Below are 19,270 nucleotides of genomic sequence, written 5' to 3' on the forward strand. Positions count from 1 at the left end.
GCAAAACACGGGAGTGCGACTATTCTGACAGCTCCTAGTGCAAAGTCTCGCCACACAGGAGGTGTGTCATGCACGCTGTCGAGCATTCGAGCCGCTTGGAGCGGATCATTCAGGAACGGTTTATCGAAGCCCCCATTGATGTCGTTTACGACTACGTGACCCAGCCTGACCGCTGGCACGAGTGGCACCCCACTTCCCTCAGTGCCGACACCGGCACCACCGGCTCACTCCCGGCCGGCACCCGCTTTACCGAAGTCATCGACCTGCTGGGTGTGCGTGTGCCCATGAGTTATCGCGTGCAAATCGCCCGCCATCCAACTGAATTCAAGACTGTGTTCACTTCCCTGGCCGTGGACGGCGCCATTCACTATTTCTTGCAGCCCCATCGCGGTGGCACGCTGTTCAAGCGCGTATTGACCTACGAAACCGAGCTGCAACTGGCCACCTTGCATGAGCGCATGGTCGAGCTGTCCGACATTGCTCTGGACCAGCTCAAGCATCGGCTGGAAAACGCGCCCTTCGTATAATTTGGAAACATTACTGGCACCTTCTTCGACCTGTAGACGCTGGCTTGCCTGCGATGACGTCGTCATGATCGCCCCCCATTCCGACGACGTCCCCTTGCTCACGAGACCCGCATGAAAAACCCATTGCGACTGGCCCTGCTTTCAGCCCTGCTCACCTCCAGCCTGGCCCAGGCTGCCGAGCTGATCCCTATCGACGTACACCGCGACGCCAACTGCGGCTGCTGCAAAAAGTGGATCAGTCACCTGCAAAGCAACGGGTTCAAGGTTAACGACCATGTCGAAGCCGACATGAGTGCCGTCAAGCAGCGCCTGGGCGTGGCACCGCGCCTGGGCTCGTGCCACACCGCCGTGATCGACGGCAAATTCGTCGAAGGCCATGTGCCCGCCGAACAGGTGCTGGCGTTGCGCAAGCGCGACGACTTGCTCGGCATCGCGGCGCCGGGCATGCCCATGGGGTCACCGGGCATGGAGATGGGCGGCAAAAGCGACGCCTATCAGGTCATCGGCCTGACCCGTGAAGGCAAAGACGTGGTGGTGGCCGACTACCCGGCCCATTGAGTCATGCTCACCGGTTACCTGGGCCTTTTCTTCGCCGCCTTCGGGGCCGCCACGCTGTTGCCGATGCAATCGGAAGCGGTGCTGGTGGGCCTGTTGATCAGCGGCCATTACAACCTGTGGTGGCTGCTCGCGCTTGCCACCGTCGGCAACGTATTGGGCTCGGTGGTGAATTGGTGGCTGGGGTGCTCGGTCGAGCGTTTCAAGGGACGGCGCTGGTTTCCGGTCAGCCCGCGGCACCTGGAAAAGGCCCGCGCGCACTACCAACGCTGGGGGCATTGGTCGTTGTTGCTCAGTTGGCTGCCGATTATCGGCGACCCGCTGACCCTGGTGGCTGGCGTCATGCGTGAGCCGTTCTGGCGCTTCCTGCTGCTGGTCAGCGTGGCCAAGGGCGCGCGATACGCGGTGCTGGCGCTCGTGACGCTGAGCCAGCTCACGCACCGGTAGCGCGGGACCACTGGTCGACACTGTCAAATCTGACAGCTAGACGCGAGCACGGTCGGGCCCTTAATTTCCTATGCATACGCACGGTTATGCGGGCATTCCCCGTAGGAATCTTCTGTTTATCCGCGCGGTTGAGCTGTGCCTATCGGCAGTTCCAAGGGGTTAATCCTCGATTAATCGCTTGCCGACAGCATCCGATTTTCATTGCGGAGCCCACCATGCAAGCCAAGCGTATGTTCTATCTCAGCGGCCTGTTACTCGCCGCCACCCTTACCGGATGCGCCACCGGCAAACACGACACCTACGGTCCCGAGCTGCAGGGGTTCAAATACCCCTACCCGGTGGAACGGTTCAAATTCGTGTCTCAAGGCCAAACCGTGCAAATGGGGTACATGGACGTTGCCCCCAAAGGCACGCCCAATGGCCGCAGCATTGTGCTGATGCACGGCAAGAACTTCTGTGCCGCCACCTGGGAAGGCTCGATCAAACCGCTCAGCGAAGCCGGTTATCGGGTGGTGGTGCCGGACCAGATCGGCTTTTGTACCTCCAGCAAGCCTGATCACTACCAATACAGCTTCCAGCAGCTGGCGATCAACACCCATCAATTGCTGCAAAAGCTTGGCATTCAAAAGGCCACGGTCCTGGGCCATTCCGCCGGCGGCATGCTTGCCACCCGCTACGCCTTGCTCTACCCACAGCAAACCGAGCAACTGGTGATGGTCAACCCCATCGGCCTGGAGGACTGGAAAGCCCTCGGTGTGCCATACCGCACCGTCGACCAGTGGGCTCAGTCAGAGAGCCGGCTGACCTACCAAAGCGTGCGCGCCTATCAACAGCGCCATTATTACGCGGGGCGCTGGGAACCGGCCTTCGACCGTTGGGTGGACATGCTGGTGGGGCTGACCAATGGCTCCGGCCATACGGAGGTGGTGCGCAATTCCGCCGCGCTGTACGACATGCTCTTCACCCAGCCGGTGTACTACGAGTTCAAAAACCTGCAGGTGCCGACGCTGCTGCTGATTGGCACCGAGGACACCACGGCCCTCAACAGTGACCTGGCGTCGCCGCAAGTGCAGGCGAAAATCGGCAACTATAAGGTGCTGGGCAAGCAAGTCGCCCAGTTGATACCGCGTGCCACGCTGGTGGAATTCGATGGCCTGGGCCACTCGCCGCAAGTGGAAGACTCTGAACGGTTCAACGCGGCGTTGCTGCAGGGCCTGAGCGCGCCCTGAAGCGATTACTACTGGGGCGCTGGCTGACCACGCGGCGCTCCGTTAATCCTCGCTTAATCCCCTCGCCACAGCATCCGAGACACTGTTTTCGGAGCCTGACCCATGACGTTGATCCGCTCACTGTGCGCTGCCAGCCTGTTGCTGAGTACTGCCGTCCCCGCCTTCGCCGCCACTGAAGGCCCCGCCTATGGCCCCGAGCTGCAAGGCTTCAAGTACCCCTATCCCGTCGAGCATTTCAACTTTGAGTCCCAGGGCAAAAGCTTGCAGATGGGTTATATGGACGTGCCCGCCCAAGGCAAGGCCAATGGGCGCGCCGTGGTACTGATGCATGGCAAGAATTTTTGCGGCGCCACCTGGGATGAATCGATTAAAGCCTTGAGCGGCGCCGGTTACCGGGTGATCGCGCCCGACCAGATCGGCTTCTGCACGTCCAGCAAGCCCGACCACTACCAATACAGTTTCCAGCAACTGGCGCTCAACACCCACCAACTGCTGGCTAAACTCGGCATTCAAAAGGCCACCATCGTCGGCCACTCCACCGGCGGCATGCTTGCCACCCGCTACGCGCTGCTGTACCCGGCGCAAACAGAGCAGCTGGCGCTGGTCAACCCGATCGGTCTGGAAGACTGGAAAGCGCTGGGCGTGCCCTATCGCAGCGTTGACCAATGGTATGAACGCGAGCTGAAACTGAGCGCCGACGGCATTCGCCAGTATGAACTCAACACTTACTACGTCGGGCGCTGGAAGCCTGAGTACGACCGTTGGGTCGACATGCTCGCCGGCTTGAACAAAGGCCCGGGGCACAGCCAGGTGGCATGGAACTCGGCGTTGATTTACGACATGATCTTCACCCAGCCGGTGTACTACGAATTCAAGGATTTGCAGATGCCCACGCTGCTGCTGATCGGCACGTCCGATACCACCGCCATCGGCAGCGATATCGCGCCGCCGGCGGTCAAGGCCAGGCTCGGTCACTACGACGTGCTCGGCAAGCAAGTGGCCAAGTTGATCCCCCGCGCAACCCTGGTGGAATTCCCGGGCCTTGGGCACGCGCCGCAGATGGAAGAGCCAGTTAAGTTTAATCAGACGCTGTTGCAGGGGTTGAACGCCCTTTAATCCAACCTTTTTCGAGGCACTCGTGAATGTCGGTACAGATCGCAGTCATTGATGATTGGCAGGATGTAGCCAGTGGCGTGGTGGATTGGTCGGTGCTGCAGTCGGTGGGCCAGGTGCATTTCCTGCACGACTACCCGGCGGACACTGCGTTGATGATTGAGCGCTTGAAGGGCTTTGAAGTGATTTGCGTGATGCGCGAACGCTCGACCTTCGACAAGGCTCTCCTGGAGGGCCTGCCCCGGCTGAAATTGCTGGTGACCGGCGGCATGCGCAATGCCGCCATCGACATTGCGGCGGCCAAGGCCTTGGGAATCCAGGTGTGCGGCACCGACAGCTATAAGCAGGCGGCGCCGGAATTGACCTGGGCACTGATCATGGCCTCGACCCGCAACCTGTTGGTCGAGGCCAATGCGGTGCGCGACGGCGGCTGGCAGGTTGGCCTGGGCGGTGATCTGTATGGCAAGACCCTGGGAATCCTAGGCCTGGGCAGTATCGGCCAGAAGGTCGCGCAATTTGCCCAGGTGTTCGGCATGCGCGTGATTGCCTGGAGTGAAAACCTCACGCCAGAACGTGCGGCCGAGTCGGGAGTGACCTGGGTCAGCAAGCGTGAGCTGTTTGAACAGGCCGACATCCTGACTGTGCACCTGGTACTCAGTGATCGCAGCCGTGGCCTGGTGGATGCCCAGGCGCTGGGCTGGATGAAGCCGACCGCACGACTGGTGAATACGGCGCGCGGGCCGATCGTGGACGAACAGGCACTGGTGCAGGCCTTGTCCACCGGACGCCTGGCCGGGGCGGCGCTGGACGTGTATAGCCAAGAGCCACTCCCTGCGGAGCATCCGTTTCGGCGCTTGCCCAATGTATTGGCCACGCCACATGTGGGTTACGTGAGCGAGCAGAATTACCGGCAGTTCTACCAGCAGATGATCGAGGCTATCCAGGCCTGGGCCGGCGGCATGCCCATTCGCGTGCTCGGGTAGCGCACCAATCAAGGGCGTACGCACTGCTGTGGCGAGGTGCGTGCACCCGCTGGTGCGCGCGCAGCGGCCTCTGGCTCGACCGCAGAACATCGGGCAGTGTTGCAACCCGGCGCGAACAAACTTCGGGGCCAGGCCTTGCTGGGCAGCCCTCACGATCAGCGCAAGCATTCAACCTTGCATAAGGTTAAAAGTTTTTTGTCCTACAAAATTCCCGCATAAACCCTACAGGCTCTAGGATCTGGCCTAGACTCATGACCGATGGGTCCGTTCCAAAATAAAAACCCCGCAAAAAATCGAAACTTTCCAACTCTGCCGTAGGTCCAGTTTTTAAGGGAGGCGAGTGCACGCGGTTCACGCCAAATGCCCGTCCATCCACTCTTTTTTAGCAATGAGTGCAACTGGCATACGCCTTGCCAGTTTGTACAGTGCTTGTGCGCCTGGCCGCAGGATGCGGTCTTCGGAGCCGATGGCAGCGGGCCATTAGCCAACCAGACATGTCGGAGAGAATTATGATCAGTGCTGCAGTAGATACTCAGGGAGAGCGTTTTAGTCAGCCGGTAGGGGGGCCCACTGCGTTGGCCGACCTGCCCAACACTGTGCGGCCGATCGTGAGTCAGAACCCGAACCGAAAGAAAGTCCTGTTCGTCACCTCCGAATTCGCCGACCTGGTGAAAACCGGCGGCCTGGGCGACGTGTCCGCCGCCCTGCCCCGCGCCATGGCGCACCTGCACGACGTGCGCGTGCTGATTCCGGGTTATCCGCAAGTGATGGAAAGCGACAACCCGATCCATATCATCGGCGAACTGGGTGGCCATGCAGCGCTGCCGCCGTGCAAGATCGGGCGCATGGATCTCAAGGATGGTCTGGTCATCTATGTCCTGATCTGCCCCGAGCTGTATGAGCGCGAAGGCACGCCGTACGGGGCCAACAACGGGCGCGACTGGCCGGACAACCACATTCGCTTCGCACGCCTGGGCCTGGCCGCCGCCGACATGGCCGCCAACCTCGCACAGATCCACTGGTGCCCGGACCTGGTGCACGCCCATGACTGGCCAGCAGGCCTGGCACCGGCGTACATGCACTGGCGTGGTTCGCGTACGCCAACGCTGTTCACCATTCATAACCTCGCCTACCAAGGCGTGGTCAGCCTGGCTTCCACCCCTGAACTGGGGATTCCGCCGCATGCCCTGCAACAGGAAGGCATGGAGTTCTACGGCAAAATGTCGTTCCTCAAGGCCGGCATGGCGTATTCCAGCCACATCACCACCGTGAGCGCCACTTACGCCCAGGAAATCACCACGCCGGAATTCGGTTGCGGCCTCGACGGCTTCCTGGCGAGCAAGACTCAACAAGGCCTGCTCAGTGGCATCCCCAACGGTATCGATGAAAGCTGGGAAACCTCCACTGACACGCACCTGACCCACAACTTCAACATTGGTGACTGGGAAGGCAAAGCCATCAACGCCGCCCATGTGCGCGAGTTGTTCGGCCTGCACGACTCCACCGGCCCGCTGTTTGCGGTGGTTTCGCGCCTGGTGTACCAAAAAGGCCTGGACCTCACCGAGGCGGTCAGCAGCTTTATCGTCGAAAACGGTGGCCAGATTGCCATCATCGGCCGAGGTGAGCCTGAAGAAGAACACGCCATGCGTGAGCTGGCCCTGCGGTTCCCGGGCCAGGTGGGCGTGCGCATCGGTTTCAACGAAACCGACGCCCGCCGCATGTTCGCCGGCAGTGACTTCCTGTTGATGCCATCGCGCTATGAGCCCTGCGGCTTGAGCCAGATGTACGCCCAGCGCTTCGGCTCGCTGCCAGTGGCGCGCAATACCGGTGGACTGGCTGACACCATTGAAAATGGCGTTACCGGGTTTCTGTTCAACGAATCCACGGTTGAAAGCTACAAGGAAGCGTTGAGCCGCGCCTTCAGGGTATTTGCCAATACCGGCCTGCTCAATGCGATGCGCAGCCGTGCTATGACGCAGCCGTTCAACTGGTCCCAGGCGGTGGAACCCTACGCCGAACTGTACGAACAGCTTGTGGTTAAAGCACTGGGGAAATCGAACAAATAATCAAGGGAGGGCTTCATAGATGCCGTCACGGACTCTGGAAACCTGGCCCCACGGCGCAATCATGCTGGACGCGCAACACACGCGTTTTGCCCTGTGGGCGCCAGACGCGTTTTATGTCAGCGTTGAATTGGAAGACGGCAAGTCCATCGCCATGCTGCCCCAGGCAGATGGCTGGTTTGAGGTAGAGATACAGTGCCCGGCGGGCACTCGCTACCGCTACAACATCGACGGCGAAAACGACGTACCCGACCCGGCATCCAGGGCGCAAGCCGAGGATGTTCATGGTTGGAGCGTGGTTGTCGATCCACTCGCCTATCAGTGGCGACACAGCCATTGGCAAGGCCGCCCATGGCATGAAGCGGTGATCTACGAGCTGCACGTGGGTGTGCTGGGTGGCTACGCCGCCGTACAAAAGCAGCTGCCACGCCTGGCTGAACTGGGCGTCACCGCGATTGAATTGATGCCGTTGGCGCAATTTCCCGGCGAACGCAATTGGGGTTACGACGGGGTTCTGCCCTATGCGCCCCACTCCTCTTATGGCTCGCCGGAACAGCTCAAGCAATTGATCGACAGCGCCCACGAACACGGCCTGGCGGTGATGCTCGACGTGGTTTACAACCACTTCGGCCCGGACGGCAACTACCTGGGCCAATACGCCAACGGTTTCTTTCAAGAAGACGTGCACACGCCCTGGGGCGCAGGCATTGATTTTGATCGTCGCGAGGTGCGCGACTTCTTCCTCGACAATGCCTTGATGTGGTTGCTCGAATACCGCTTTGATGGCCTGCGCCTGGATGCGGTGCACGCAATCGACAATCCCGATTTTCTCAAGGAACTGGCCCACCGTGTTCGCCAACAGGTAGACACAGGTCGGCATGTCTGGCTGGTGCTGGAAAACGAGCTGAACCAGGCCAGCCTGCTGAAGAACGATTTCGACGCGCAGTGGAACGATGACTTCCACAACGTGCTGCACGTATTGCTTACCGGCGAAACCGACGCCTATTACAGCGACTTCGCTGAAAACCCTACCGAAAAACTCGCGCGCTGCCTGGGTGAGGGTTTTATCTATCAGGGCCACACCACCCGCCACGGCCATGAGCGCGGCGAACCCAGTGGGGACTTGCCGCCCAGCGCCTTCGTGGCGTTTTTGCAGAACCACGACCAGATCGGCAACCGCGCACTGGGCGAACGCCTGCATCAGCTGTGCTCGCCGCAGGCGCTCAAGGCAGCCACGACGTTATTGCTGTTGTCGCCGATGATTCCGTTGCTGTTCATGGGTGATGAAGTGAACGCCGAGGAACCGTTCCTGTTTTTCACCGATCACCATGGGGAGCTGGCCGAAGCCGTGCGCGAAGGCCGGCGCAACGAGTTTGCTGATTTTGCCGCATTCAAAGACCCGCAAAGGCGTGAACACATTCCCGACCCGAATGCCCTGCCCACCTTTTTGCAATCGGCACCCGCCTTCACCGAAAACCAGCACGCCCAGTTCTACCGCCAACTGTTGAGCCTGCGCCACCAGCAGATCGTGCCGCACTTGCCCGGCAGTGTGGCCTTGGGCGCGCAGGTGCTGGGGCAAGGCGCCGTCAGCGCGCGCTGGCGCCTGGGCAACGGCAGTGTGTTGCAGATTGACTTAAACCTGGGCGCCGAACCGCTGGATCACCCTGCGCCGCCGCACCTGCTATTTGAAACGCCTGCCGGTGAAGGGGCGCACTTGGCGCCTTTCAGCGCACGCGTTGCCCTATCCCCTGTTGGAGAGCACCTTTGAGCGAAGCGAACCTGGAAATACTCGCCAGCCGAGCGGGCCTGGCCGTCGATTGGATCGACGCGAACGGCCGTCCGCAACATGTTAAACCCGGCGCCTTGCGCGCCGTTCTCAAAGGCCTGGGCCACCCGGCCGATACTGATGCCGAAATCAACGCCAGCCTGCTCGAACTCGAACAGGTGCAGCAAGACAAGCATCTGCCGCCCTTGATGACCGTCGACAGCGGCGAAGGCCTCGACCTGGCACGCTACTTTGCCGCAGACACGCCCTGCCGGGTCAGCCTGGAAACCGGCGAAACCCTGGAGCTGCGCCTCGACGGTGATGCCGTGCTGCCAGGCGTCATCGCGCTGGGCTATCACCAGGTGCACATCGACGACCAGACCTTCACCCTGGCCGTGGCGCCTGCTCACTGCTACAGCGTGGCTGAAGCCGTCGACGCCCAACCGGCGCGCGCCTGGGGTTTGAGCGCCCAACTGTACGCGCTGCGTCGTCTCGGCGACGGTGGTTTTGGCGACACGCAGGCGTTGGAGCACATGGTTCGCGCCGCCGCCGAACGCGGCGCCGATGCCTTGGCGATCAGCCCGATGCACGCGATGTTCAGCGCCGACACCGAGCGCTACAGTCCCTACTCGCCGTCCAGCCGCCTGTTTCTGAACAGCCTGTACGCCTCGCCTGCCTGCATCCTGGGCGAGCGCGAAGTGCGCAATGCCATCGACGCCTGCGGTTTGACCGAAGAACTGCACACGCTGGAACAGCACACCCTGATCGACTGGCCCGCCGCCGCCAAGGCCAAGCAGCGCCTGCTGCGCGCGCTGTATGAAGACTTCCGCCACGGCGGACACCCGCAGCATGCCGATTTCCTGAGCTTTCGCCAGAACGGCGGTGAAGCCCTGGAGAACCATTGCCGTTTCGAAGCCGTGCAGGCCGTTCGCGCCGCCGCGGGAGAGGACCTCGACTGGCGTCACTGGCCCGAAGCCTGGCGCTCGCCGCAAAGCCCTGAACTGGTTAAGTTCGCCGCTGAACACCGCGACGAAATCGGCTTCTACGCGTTCAGCCAATGGCTGATCGCGCGTTGCCTGGAGCGTGCGCAACAAGCCGCGCGTGGCAGCGGCATGGGCGTCGGCCTGATTGCCGACCTGGCCGTCGGCGCCGACGGCGGCGGCAGCCAGGCCTGGAGCCGCCAGGATGAATTGCTGGCGAACCTCACCGTGGGTGCGCCGCCCGATATTCTCAACCGCGCCGGTCAAGGTTGGGGCATCTCTGCGTTTTCCCCCGAAGGTCTCAAACGCAACGGCTTCCGCGCCTTCATCGAGATGCTGCGGGCCAACTTCGCCCATGCCGGTGGCCTGCGCATCGACCATGTGATGGGCCTGCAACGCCTGTGGGTGATCCCCATGGATGCCTCCCCGCGCGAGGGTGCGTACCTGTATTACCCGGTGGACGACCTGCTGCGACTGCTGGCGCTGGAATCCCAGCGTCACAAGGCGATTGTGCTGGGTGAAGACCTCGGCACCGTGCCCGATGGCCTGCGCGAAAAACTCAGCGCGCGGTCGATTCTGGGCATGCGCGTGCTGCTGTTCGAGCAAGGTCACGATGGCCAATTCAGGCCGATCCTTGACTGGCCGGACAACGCCCTGGCGACCACCAGCACCCACGACTTGCCGACCCTCAACGGCTGGTGGCACAGCCGCGACATCGAGTGGAATATCCAGCTCGGCCTGATCGACGCACCGACGGTGGAGCAATGGAGCGAACACCGCCTGCGCGAACGTCAGGCACTGCGCCAGGCCTTGAGCCAGGACCCGCAGAACTTTGTCGATGAAATCCGCAACGACACCGACCACATGATCGACGCCAGCGTGCGCTACCTCGGCCATACCCGTGCGCCGCTGGTATTGCTGCCCTTGGAGGACGCGCTGGGCATCGAAGAACAAGCCAACCTGCCCGGCACCACCGACACCCATCCCAATTGGCGCCGTCGCCTGCCGGGCGAAGCCGCCAGCCTGCTCGACAACGCCGGCGCCGCCCGCCGCCTCGAACTGCTGGCCGTTGCGCGCAACCAAGCCTATGAGCGTGACCGATGAAAGCACTGCCCCTGCGCGCTACTCAGCGCCTGCAATTCCATAAAGGTTTTACCCTGGATGATGCGGTGCCTCTGGTGCCGTACTTCGCCCAGCTAGGCATCAGCCATGTGTACGCCTCACCGATACTCAGTGCCCGCGCGGGCTCCATGCACGGATACGACGTGGTCGACCCGACGACCGTCAACCCCGAACTGGGCGGCGAGCCCGCGTTGCGGCGCCTGGTTGCTGCACTGCGCGAGCACCAGATGGGGCTGATCCTCGATATCGTCTCCAACCATATGGCCGTGGGTGGCGCGGACAACCCGTGGTGGCTGGACCTGCTCGAATGGGGACGCCTGAGCCCCTACAGCGAGTTCTTCGATATTCAGTGGCACTCGCCGGACCCGTTGCTCAAAGGCCAACTGCTGATGCCGTTTCTGGGCAGCGACTATGGCGAGGCTTTGCAGACCGGCGCGCTGACGCTGCATTTTGACGCCGAGCATGGGGCGTTTTACGTCGAGCATTACGAGCACCGCTTCCCGATCTGCCCGCGCGACTACGCGTTGATCCTCGGCGCCGACGCGCTGCTCCGGCCGTTGGCCGAGCGTTTCAGCGCGCTGGCCTATCAGGATGATGCCTACCACGAAGCCGCCTGGCTCAAGCAGGCGCTGGCCGAACGCGCGACCGAAAGCGACGTGCGCCGTGCCATCGAGCAACGCCTGGGCGAGTTCGACGCACGCCAGCCCGAGGGTTTCAATCGCCTGCATCAATTGCTCGAAGAGCAAGTCTACCGGCTCGCCAGCTGGCGCACGGCGGCGGACGATATCAACTGGCGGCGCTTCTTTGATGTCAATGAATTGGGCGGCTTGCGCGTTGAACGTAAGGCGGTATTCGAGGCCACCCACGGCAAGATCTTCGAGCTGATCAGCGAGGGCCTGATAGATGGCTTGCGCATCGACCACATCGACGGCCTGGCCGACCCACGCGGTTATTGCCGCAAGCTGCGGCGTCGGGTTGATTCACTGTCGCCCGAACGGCACTTGCCGATCTTCGTGGAAAAAATCCTCGGTGAAGGCGAAACCCTGCGCGAAGATTGGAAAGTAGACGGCACCACCGGCTACGAATTCATGAATCAGCTGTCGTTGCTGCAGCATGATCCTCAAGGCTTCGAGCCGCTTGCCGAGTTGTGGACCCGCCACAGCGGACGGCCAGCGGCTTTTATCGAAGAAGCCTGGCTGGCACGCCAGCAGATCCTGAATGGCTCGCTGGCCGGTGACTTCGAAAGCGTGGCCCAGGCCCTGCTGCAGGTGGCCCGTGACGATGTGATGACCCGCGACCTGACCCTGGGCGCGATCCGCCGCGCCTTGCAGGAGCTGATCGTGCACTTCCCGGTGTACCGCACTTACATCAGCGCCCGTGGCCGCAGCGAAAAAGATGACGTGTTTTTCCTGCAAGCCCTGGCCGGTGCTCGCAGCACGTTGAGCGAAGGCGACTGGCCGGTGCTCGATCACCTGGAAAAATGGCTGGGCGGCCAGCCGTGGCGCCATCGCCCGATCGGGCGCGAGCGCAAGATACTCAAACATGCCTGTGTACGCTTCCAGCAACTGACCTCTCCGGCCGCGGCCAAGGCCGTGGAAGACACCGCGTTCTATCGCTCGGCAGTACTGCTGTCGCGCAATGACGTGGGTTTCAGCACCGAGCAGTTCAGTGCGCCGGTGGCGGCGTTTCACACCGTCAACCAACAACGCTTGCAGACCTTTCCCGACAACCTGCTGGCCACCGCCACCCACGACCACAAGCGCGGCGAAGATACCCGCGCACGCCTGGCGGTATTGAGTGAATGCGCGCCGTGGTATGTCGAACAGGTTGAGCACTGGCGCACCCTCGCCGCACCCTTGCGCGAGGATGCCAATAGCCCGTCGGCCGGTGATGAGCTGATCCTGTATCAAGTGTTGCTGGGCAGTTGGCCGCTGGACCTGCACCTGGACGTCGAGAATTACCAGCAGCGCCTCTGGCAATGGCAGCAAAAGGCCCTGCGCGAAGCCAAGCTGCAAAGCAGCTGGAGCGCGCCGAACGAGGCGTATGAGCAAGGCGTCGAGGCGTTTCTCTCGCGCCTGTTGCTCAGCGATGCGGGCAGCGCATTGCGCACCGCCCTGGGCAACGCCGCTCACGCCATTGCCGCGGCCGGAGCGGTCAACAGCCTGGCGCAATCCTTGCTTCGCATCACCGTGCCGGGTGTGCCGGACTTGTACCAGGGCGATGAGTTCTGGGACTTCAGCCTGGTGGACCCGGACAACCGTCGTCCGGTGGACTTCAACGCGCGGCAACACGCGCTGAACACACCGCCGGACATCCCTGAACTGTTATCCAACTGGCGCGACGGGCGCGTCAAGCAGGCGCTGATTGCCCAGGTGCTGGCGTTGCGCAAGGCCGACCCGGAGATCTTTCGCAGCGGCCACTACACACCGCTGGAGGTCACCGGCACGCACGCAGAACATGTGGTCGCATTCTGTCGCGAACATCAAGGCAAACGCCTGTTGGTGGTGGTGCCGCGCTGGCCTCATCGCTTGCTGGAAAACGGTGAGCGGCCCCACATCGACGCGCAGGTTTGGGGCGATACGCGGGTTAAATTACCGTTCGCCGCGACAACGCAAAACTGGAAGGGACTTTTTCATACAGACGCAGTCACACCAAACAAGGAGCTGTTGATCAGCGCTGCCCTGGGGGATTTCCCGGTCAATGTCTTTATCAATCCTGATGATCAAGAAAGCTGAAACTTTTCTGTGAGGAGCATTGTGATGAGTACTGAAGACAAACGTATTCGCGAATTGGCGCATCAGATCTGGGAATCCGAGGGCAAGCCCCACGGAGAGGACACTCGCCACTGGGAGATGGCGCGCAAACTGGCCGAAGCCGAAGCGCTGACGCCAAGCAAGCCCAAGGCCGCTGCCAAGCCAAAAACCGCGCCCAAGCCTGCGCCCAAAGCCAAGCCGCCGGCACCGGCAGCGAGCAAACCGGCGCCGCCTGCGGCGAAAAAGCCCGCAGCGCCGAAAAAACCCAAGCCTTAAGCATCACGACCTTACGGGCCTCCTCCCGGCGCTGCCGGCAGGAGGTTCCCTTTTGAATATCCACTGCGTCAGCTGAACGATCGCCAGCACGGTCGCGCTCGGCCCGAAAAAAGACCCTTGCAGGAGCAACTCAATGAGCAAACCAGATAAAAACCAACCGACGCCGGAAAACGAGCCGTCGCGGATTCGTGAAGGTTTGCCCTTCCCCCTCGGCGCCACCTGGGACGGCCTGGGCGTCAACTTTGCGTTGTTCTCGGCCAACGCCACCAAAGTTGAACTGTGCCTGTTTGACGACACCGGCGAAGTTGAGCTGGAACGCATCGAACTGCCTGAATACACCGACGAAACCTTCCACGGTTACCTGCCCGACGCCCACCCTGGGCTGATTTACGGCTACCGCGTATACGGTGCATATGACCCGGCCAATGGTCACCGCTTCAACCACAACAAATTGCTGATCGACCCCTATGCCAAACAGCTGGTGGGCGAACTCAAATGGTCCGAAGCGTTGTTCGGCTACACCATCGGCCACCCCGACGATGACCTCAGTTTCGACGAACGCGACAGCGCGCCCTTCGTGCCCAAGTGCAAGGTCATCGACCCGGCGCACACCTGGGGTAACGACCAGCCGGTGCGGGTGCCTTGGGACCGTACGATCATTTATGAAACCCACTTGCGCGGCATCAGCATGCGCCATCCTTCGGTTGGCGAGTCGGTGCGCGGCACCTGCGCCGGCCTGATGGAAGATGACGTGCTCAAGCACATCCGCCAGCTGGGTGTGTCGTCGGTGGAATTGCTGCCCGTGCACGCATTCGTCAACGACCAGCACTTGCTGCAAAAAGGCATGACCAACTATTGGGGCTACAACAGCATCGCCTTTTTCGCCCCGGACCCGCGTTACCTGGCCAGCGGCAAGATTGCCGAGTTCAAGGAAATGGTCGCGCACCTGCACGAAGCCAAGCTGGAAGTGATCCTCGACGTGGTCTACAACCACACCGCCGAAGGTAACGAGCGCGGCCCGACCCTGTCCATGCGCGGCATCGACAACGCCTCCTACTATCGCCTGATGCCTGACGACAAGCGCTTCTACATCAACGATTCCGGCACCGGCAACACCCTGGACCTGAGCCACCCGTGCGTGCTGCAAATGGTCACCGACTCCTTGCGTTACTGGGCCACCGAGATGCACGTGGACGGTTTCCGCTTTGACCTGGCGACCATTTTGGGCCGTTACCGCGATGGCTTCGACGAACGCCACAGCTTCCTCGTGGCCTGCCGCCAGGACCCGGTGCTGCGCCAGGTGAAAATGATCGCCGAGCCGTGGGACTGCGGCCCCGGTGGCTACCAGGTGGGCAAATTCCCACCGGGCTGGGTGGAATGGAACGACCGCTTCCGCGACACCGTGCGCGCCTTCTGGAAAGGCGACGACGGCCAGTTGGCAGACTTTGCTGCACGCATGACTGCGTCCGGCGAGATGTTCAACCAGCGTGGTCGACGCCCGTACAGTTCGGTGAACTTCATCACCGCGCACGACGGCTTCACCTTGCACGACCTGGTGTCGTACAACGACAAGCACAACGAAGCCAACGACGAAAACAACCAGGATGGCAGCAACAACAACCTGTCCTGGAACCACGGCGTCGAAGGGCCTACCGAAGACCCGGAAATCAACGCGCTGCGCCTGCGCCAGATGCGCAACTTTTTCGCCACCCTGCTCTTGGCCCAAGGCACACCGATGCTGGTGGCCGGTGACGAGTTCGCTCGCACCCAGCACGGCAACAACAATGCCTACTGCCAGGACAGCGAGATCGGCTGGGTCAACTGGGAGCTGGACGACGACGGCAAGGCGCTGCTCAAGTTTGTAAAACGCCTGATCAAGCTGCGCCTGGCGTATCCGATCCTGCGCCGTGGACGCTTCCTGGTGGGTGACTACAACGAAGACATCGGGGTGAAGGACGTCACCTGGCTGGCGCCGGATGGCAACGAGATGACCACCGAACAGTGGGAAGACAGCCATGGCCGCTGCCTGGGCATGCTAATGGATGGCCGCGCCCAGGAAACCGGGATTCGCCGCCCGGGTGGCGATGCCACGTTGCTGCTGGTGGTCAACGCCCACCACGACATGGTCAACTTCCGCCTGCCACCGGTGCCGGAAGGCGAGTTCTGGACCTGCATGCTCGACACCAATGAGCCAGCGGTGCGCGGTCAGGAGCGCTTTGATTTCGAGCACGAGTACGCAGTCACCGGCCGCTCGCTGTTGCTGTTTGAACTGCAGCACGACGAGGTGTGAAATGGCGTTGCATGGATTCCTTCAAAGCTACCGGGGCTATGCGGACACGCACGCTTTGGGCCAAGCCCTGAAGGCCCTTCAGGAAGAAGGTCTGGACCAGCTGCCGTTACCCGGCAGTGGCCAGACGCTGGAGCGATTCAGTCGTCTGGCGCAGGTGGCGGGCCACGATTTACGCCTGTGCAAGTTGTTCGAAGGCCACACCGATGCGTTGGCGATCATCGCTGAACTCGAAAGCCCCCTGCCGCCCTTGGGCAGCTTGTGGGGCATGTGGGCCGCCGAACCGCCGACCGCCAAGGTGCGTGTGCGCCGTGATGGCCATCGGTTGATCGTCGATGGGCGCAAGGCCTGGTGTTCCGGGGCGGCGGTGGTCAGTCATGGCTTGCTGACCGCCTGGGACGACGAAGACCGTCAGCAACTGGTTGCCGTGGACATGGATCAGCCCGGCATTATGGTCACCAATGAAGGCTGGAACGCCGTGGGCATGGCCGCCACTGGCAGCGTCGAGATTGTGTTTGACGGCGCCAAGGGTATTGCCGTCGGCGGGCCGGGGGATTACCTGTCCCGCCCTGGCTTCTGGCAAGGCGGGATTGGCATTGCCGCCTGCTGGTACGGCGGCGCGCAACGCCTGGCCGAGGTGTTGCGCGAGCAATGCAGCAAGCGCCCCGAGCCCCATGCCCTCGCCCACCTGGGCGCGGTGGACAGCGTGCTCAACAGTGCGGCCTGTGTGTTGCGTGACAGTGCAGAACAGGTGGACCGCGCTCCACGGGCGGATGCGCGGCTGTTAGCGCAGCAGGTGCGCGCGTGCATCGAAGACACTGTCGAGCAGGTCATCCACCATGTGGGCCGTGCGGCAGGTGCCGGGCCTTATTGCAAAGACCCGCACTTTGCCCAGTTGATGGCGGACCTGCCGGTGTATGTGCGCCAGAGCCATGCAGAGCGCGACCTGGCGGCGTTGGGCGAACAGGTGGCCGAGCAACCCACAGGGAGGTGGCAGTTATGAAACCCAATCCGATCGTAGGCCAGGGCACGCCACTGCATCAGTGGCAAGCCTCGTCGCACATGGCCGAGCTGCCGCACATCAGCGTCGAACAGTTGGTACCCGAGGGGCATCGGGCAGTCATCATTGCACCGCATCCGGACGATGAAGTGCTCGGTTGCGGCGGCCTGCTGCAAGGCCTGGCGGCCATCGGCCGGCCGATTCAGCTGATTTCCGTGACCGATGGCAGCGCCAGCCATCCGGGTTCCCAGCGCTGGCCGGTGGAGCGCCTGAGTGTGGTGCGTCCGCAGGAATCAGCCCAGGCATTGCACCGCCTGGGTTTGCCGTTGCACAGCCTCAAATGGCTGCGCGCAGGGTTCAGCGACAGTCAGGTGGCGGCGCAGGAAGAACAACTGAGTGCGTTCATTCAACGCTACCTCAAACCCACCGACGTGGTGTTCACCACGTGGCGCGAAGATGGGCACTGCGACCATGAGGCTGTCGGCCGCGCCAGTGCAAAGGCCGCGCATGCGGTTGGGGCGACCCTGTATGAATTGCCCGTATGGACCTGGCACTGGGCAACCCCGGAAGACAGCCAGGTGCCCTGGGATCGTGCGCGCAAAATCCTGCTGACGCCCGAAACAGTGGCGCGTAAGCGTCATGCCATCCACGCGTTTGCCAGCCAGTTGGAGGGCGACCCGCAGATCGGCCTGCCGCCTGTGCTCGCGCCTTATGTGGTGGAACGCCTGCTGCAGCCTTTTGAAGTGGTGTTTGTATGAGCGTGGCCACGCCGTATTTCGACCAACTGTTCGCCGGGAATGATGACCCCTGGGCATTTCGCCAACGCTGGTACGAGCAGCGCAAACGCGCGCTGACCCTGGCGGCGCTGACCCGCCCGCGGTATGCGTCGATATTCGAACCCGGTTGCGCCAACGGCGAGCTGAGCGCCGAACTGGCGCCGCGCTGTGACCGCCTGGTGTGTTGTGACACGGCCAGTGCCGCCGTGGCGCTGGCGCAAACCCGGCTGCGGGGGTTTGCCCATGCCGAGGTGCAGCAAAGCCGTTTGCCGGAACAGTGGCCGACAGGTTCATTCGAACTGATCGTGTTGAGCGAGCTGTGCTACTACCTGGATGCCGATGATCTGCACCGCCTGGTTGACTGCGCCCTTGGCGCCTTGACCGAAGACGGGCAACTGCTGGCCTGTCACTGGCGTCCACGCATTGAAGGGTGCCCGCAGACCGCTGAGCAGGTGCATGCCCTGCTGCAGCAAAGGCTGGACATGCCGCCGGTGGTGCAGCATCACGAAAGTGATTTCCTGCTCGACCTGTGGAGCCGCGACCGCACCTCGGTCGCAACCCTCGAGGGGCTGCGATGATCGGCGTTCTGATCCCGGTGCATAACGAAGAAGCGCTGCTGGGCGAATGCCTGAAATCTGCGTTGGTTGCCGCACGCCATCCGGAGCTGCTCGGCGAAACGGTCCAGATCCTCACCGTGCTCGACAGCTGCAACGATGGCAGTGCAGCGATCGTGCAGGCCTATGCGGTGCAAAGCCTGCAGGTGCAGGCGCGCAATGTCGGGCAGGTGCGCGGTGTGGGTGCGCGGCACTTGCTGAATCAAGGCGCACGCTGGATTTCGTGCACGGACGCCGACAGCCGCGTCGCCCCTGACTGGCTGGTAGCGCAATTGGCGCTGGGTGTCGACGCGGTGTGCGGCACCGTGACCGTGGACGGCTGGAGTGACGGCTTCGACCCCGCGGCGCAAATTCGCTACACCCAGGCCTATCAGGCCCGAGACGGCCATCGGCATGTACACGGTGCCAATCTGGGCGTGAGTGCTGGCGCCTATGTGCAAGCCGGCGGGTTCGAACCCCTCGCCTGCCATGAAGATGTGCAACTGGTGCGCAATCTGGAGCGTTGCGGCGCGTCCATCGCCTGGAGCCACCGGCCACAGGTGATTACCAGTGGCCGGCTCGACTGCCGCGCCGAAGGCGGTTTTGGTGACTATTTGAAAAGCCTCATGCAGGCCAGCTGAAAAAATCAACATTTCACGATGTAAAAGCCATGAATCCTTGACTATGCTGATAGCGCCTTGCCGGTATTCCAGGGTTGGAGTACCGCGCATCACCGCAGCGGAGTCTGCGCTGAAAAAAAAGAGCGTCGTCCCGTCAACGGGGTACGGCCAGCATCAATCG

The 19,270-nt window shown here is 62.1% G+C and carries 16 protein-coding genes; all 16 read left to right on the forward strand.

Annotated elements, in window-relative coordinates:
- The first annotated feature begins 68 nt into the window (after positions 1 to 68).
- Entirely contained in the window at positions 69 to 527 is a 459-nt protein-coding gene (locus AACW30_RS17430; RefSeq protein ID WP_119740152.1) for an SRPBCC family protein, read from the forward strand.
- A gap of 111 nt (positions 528 to 638) precedes the next feature.
- Entirely contained in the window at positions 639 to 1,085 is a 447-nt protein-coding gene (locus AACW30_RS17435; RefSeq protein WP_106579073.1) for a DUF411 domain-containing protein, read from the forward strand.
- 3 nt (positions 1,086 to 1,088) lie between these two features.
- Positions 1,089 to 1,529: a YqaA family protein gene (locus tag AACW30_RS17440; RefSeq protein WP_200625485.1), complete on the forward strand. Its 441-nt coding sequence runs from the start codon at positions 1,089 to 1,091 to the stop codon at positions 1,527 to 1,529.
- A gap of 215 nt (positions 1,530 to 1,744) precedes the next feature.
- A complete protein-coding gene (locus AACW30_RS17445; protein ID WP_200625486.1) occupies positions 1,745 to 2,758 on the forward strand; it encodes an alpha/beta fold hydrolase in 1,014 nt (337 codons plus the stop codon).
- A gap of 102 nt (positions 2,759 to 2,860) precedes the next feature.
- Positions 2,861 to 3,874 carry an alpha/beta fold hydrolase gene (locus tag AACW30_RS17450; protein WP_200625487.1) on the forward strand — a complete coding sequence of 338 codons (1,014 nt, stop codon included), beginning with the start codon at positions 2,861 to 2,863 and terminating at the stop codon, positions 3,872 to 3,874.
- A 26-nt stretch (positions 3,875 to 3,900) separates the two neighbouring features.
- Complete coding sequence (locus AACW30_RS17455) at positions 3,901 to 4,854, forward strand: D-2-hydroxyacid dehydrogenase family protein (RefSeq protein WP_169366872.1); 954 nt, start codon at positions 3,901 to 3,903, stop codon at positions 4,852 to 4,854.
- 509 nt (positions 4,855 to 5,363) lie between these two features.
- Positions 5,364 to 6,920, forward strand: a complete 1,557-nt coding sequence (glgA, locus tag AACW30_RS17460) for a glycogen synthase GlgA (RefSeq protein ID WP_106579068.1) — start codon at positions 5,364 to 5,366, stop codon at positions 6,918 to 6,920.
- Positions 6,921 to 6,939: 19 nt separating this feature from the next.
- Positions 6,940 to 8,685, forward strand: coding sequence for a malto-oligosyltrehalose trehalohydrolase (gene treZ / locus AACW30_RS17465; protein WP_119740141.1), 1,746 nt, complete (start codon positions 6,940 to 6,942; stop codon positions 8,683 to 8,685).
- Positions 8,682 to 10,766: a 4-alpha-glucanotransferase gene (gene malQ, locus AACW30_RS17470; RefSeq protein ID WP_124417614.1), complete on the forward strand. Its 2,085-nt coding sequence runs from the start codon at positions 8,682 to 8,684 to the stop codon at positions 10,764 to 10,766. Before treZ ends, malQ begins: the two co-directional genes overlap by 4 nt.
- Positions 10,763 to 13,519, forward strand: coding sequence for a malto-oligosyltrehalose synthase (locus AACW30_RS17475; protein WP_200625488.1), 2,757 nt, complete (start codon positions 10,763 to 10,765; stop codon positions 13,517 to 13,519). Before malQ ends, AACW30_RS17475 begins: the two co-directional genes overlap by 4 nt.
- Before the next feature lie 24 nt (positions 13,520 to 13,543).
- Entirely contained in the window at positions 13,544 to 13,813 is a 270-nt protein-coding gene (locus AACW30_RS17480) for a DUF2934 domain-containing protein (RefSeq protein WP_106579064.1), read from the forward strand.
- 133 nt (positions 13,814 to 13,946) lie between these two features.
- Positions 13,947 to 16,103 (forward strand): glycogen debranching protein GlgX, encoded by a 2,157-nt coding sequence (gene glgX, locus AACW30_RS17485; protein WP_106579063.1) that lies wholly within the window; start codon positions 13,947 to 13,949, stop codon positions 16,101 to 16,103.
- 1 nt (position 16,104) lies between these two features.
- Positions 16,105 to 17,103 carry an acyl-CoA dehydrogenase family protein gene (locus tag AACW30_RS17490; protein WP_200625489.1) on the forward strand — a complete coding sequence of 333 codons (999 nt, stop codon included), beginning with the start codon at positions 16,105 to 16,107 and terminating at the stop codon, positions 17,101 to 17,103.
- Positions 17,100 to 17,858, forward strand: coding sequence for a PIG-L deacetylase family protein (locus tag AACW30_RS17495; protein WP_200625490.1), 759 nt, complete (start codon positions 17,100 to 17,102; stop codon positions 17,856 to 17,858). Before AACW30_RS17490 ends, AACW30_RS17495 begins: the two co-directional genes overlap by 4 nt.
- Complete coding sequence (locus AACW30_RS17500) at positions 17,855 to 18,454, forward strand: SAM-dependent methyltransferase (RefSeq protein WP_169366875.1); 600 nt, start codon at positions 17,855 to 17,857, stop codon at positions 18,452 to 18,454. The genes AACW30_RS17495 and AACW30_RS17500 overlap by 4 nt, the downstream gene beginning before the upstream one ends.
- Positions 18,451 to 19,110, forward strand: a complete 660-nt coding sequence (locus tag AACW30_RS17505) for a glycosyltransferase (RefSeq protein WP_200625491.1) — start codon at positions 18,451 to 18,453, stop codon at positions 19,108 to 19,110. The genes AACW30_RS17500 and AACW30_RS17505 overlap by 4 nt, the downstream gene beginning before the upstream one ends.
- Positions 19,111 to 19,270: the final 160 nt, after the last annotated feature.

Source organism: Pseudomonas sp. MF6747 (assembly GCF_963890955.1).
GTDB lineage: Bacteria > Pseudomonadota > Gammaproteobacteria > Pseudomonadales > Pseudomonadaceae > Aquipseudomonas.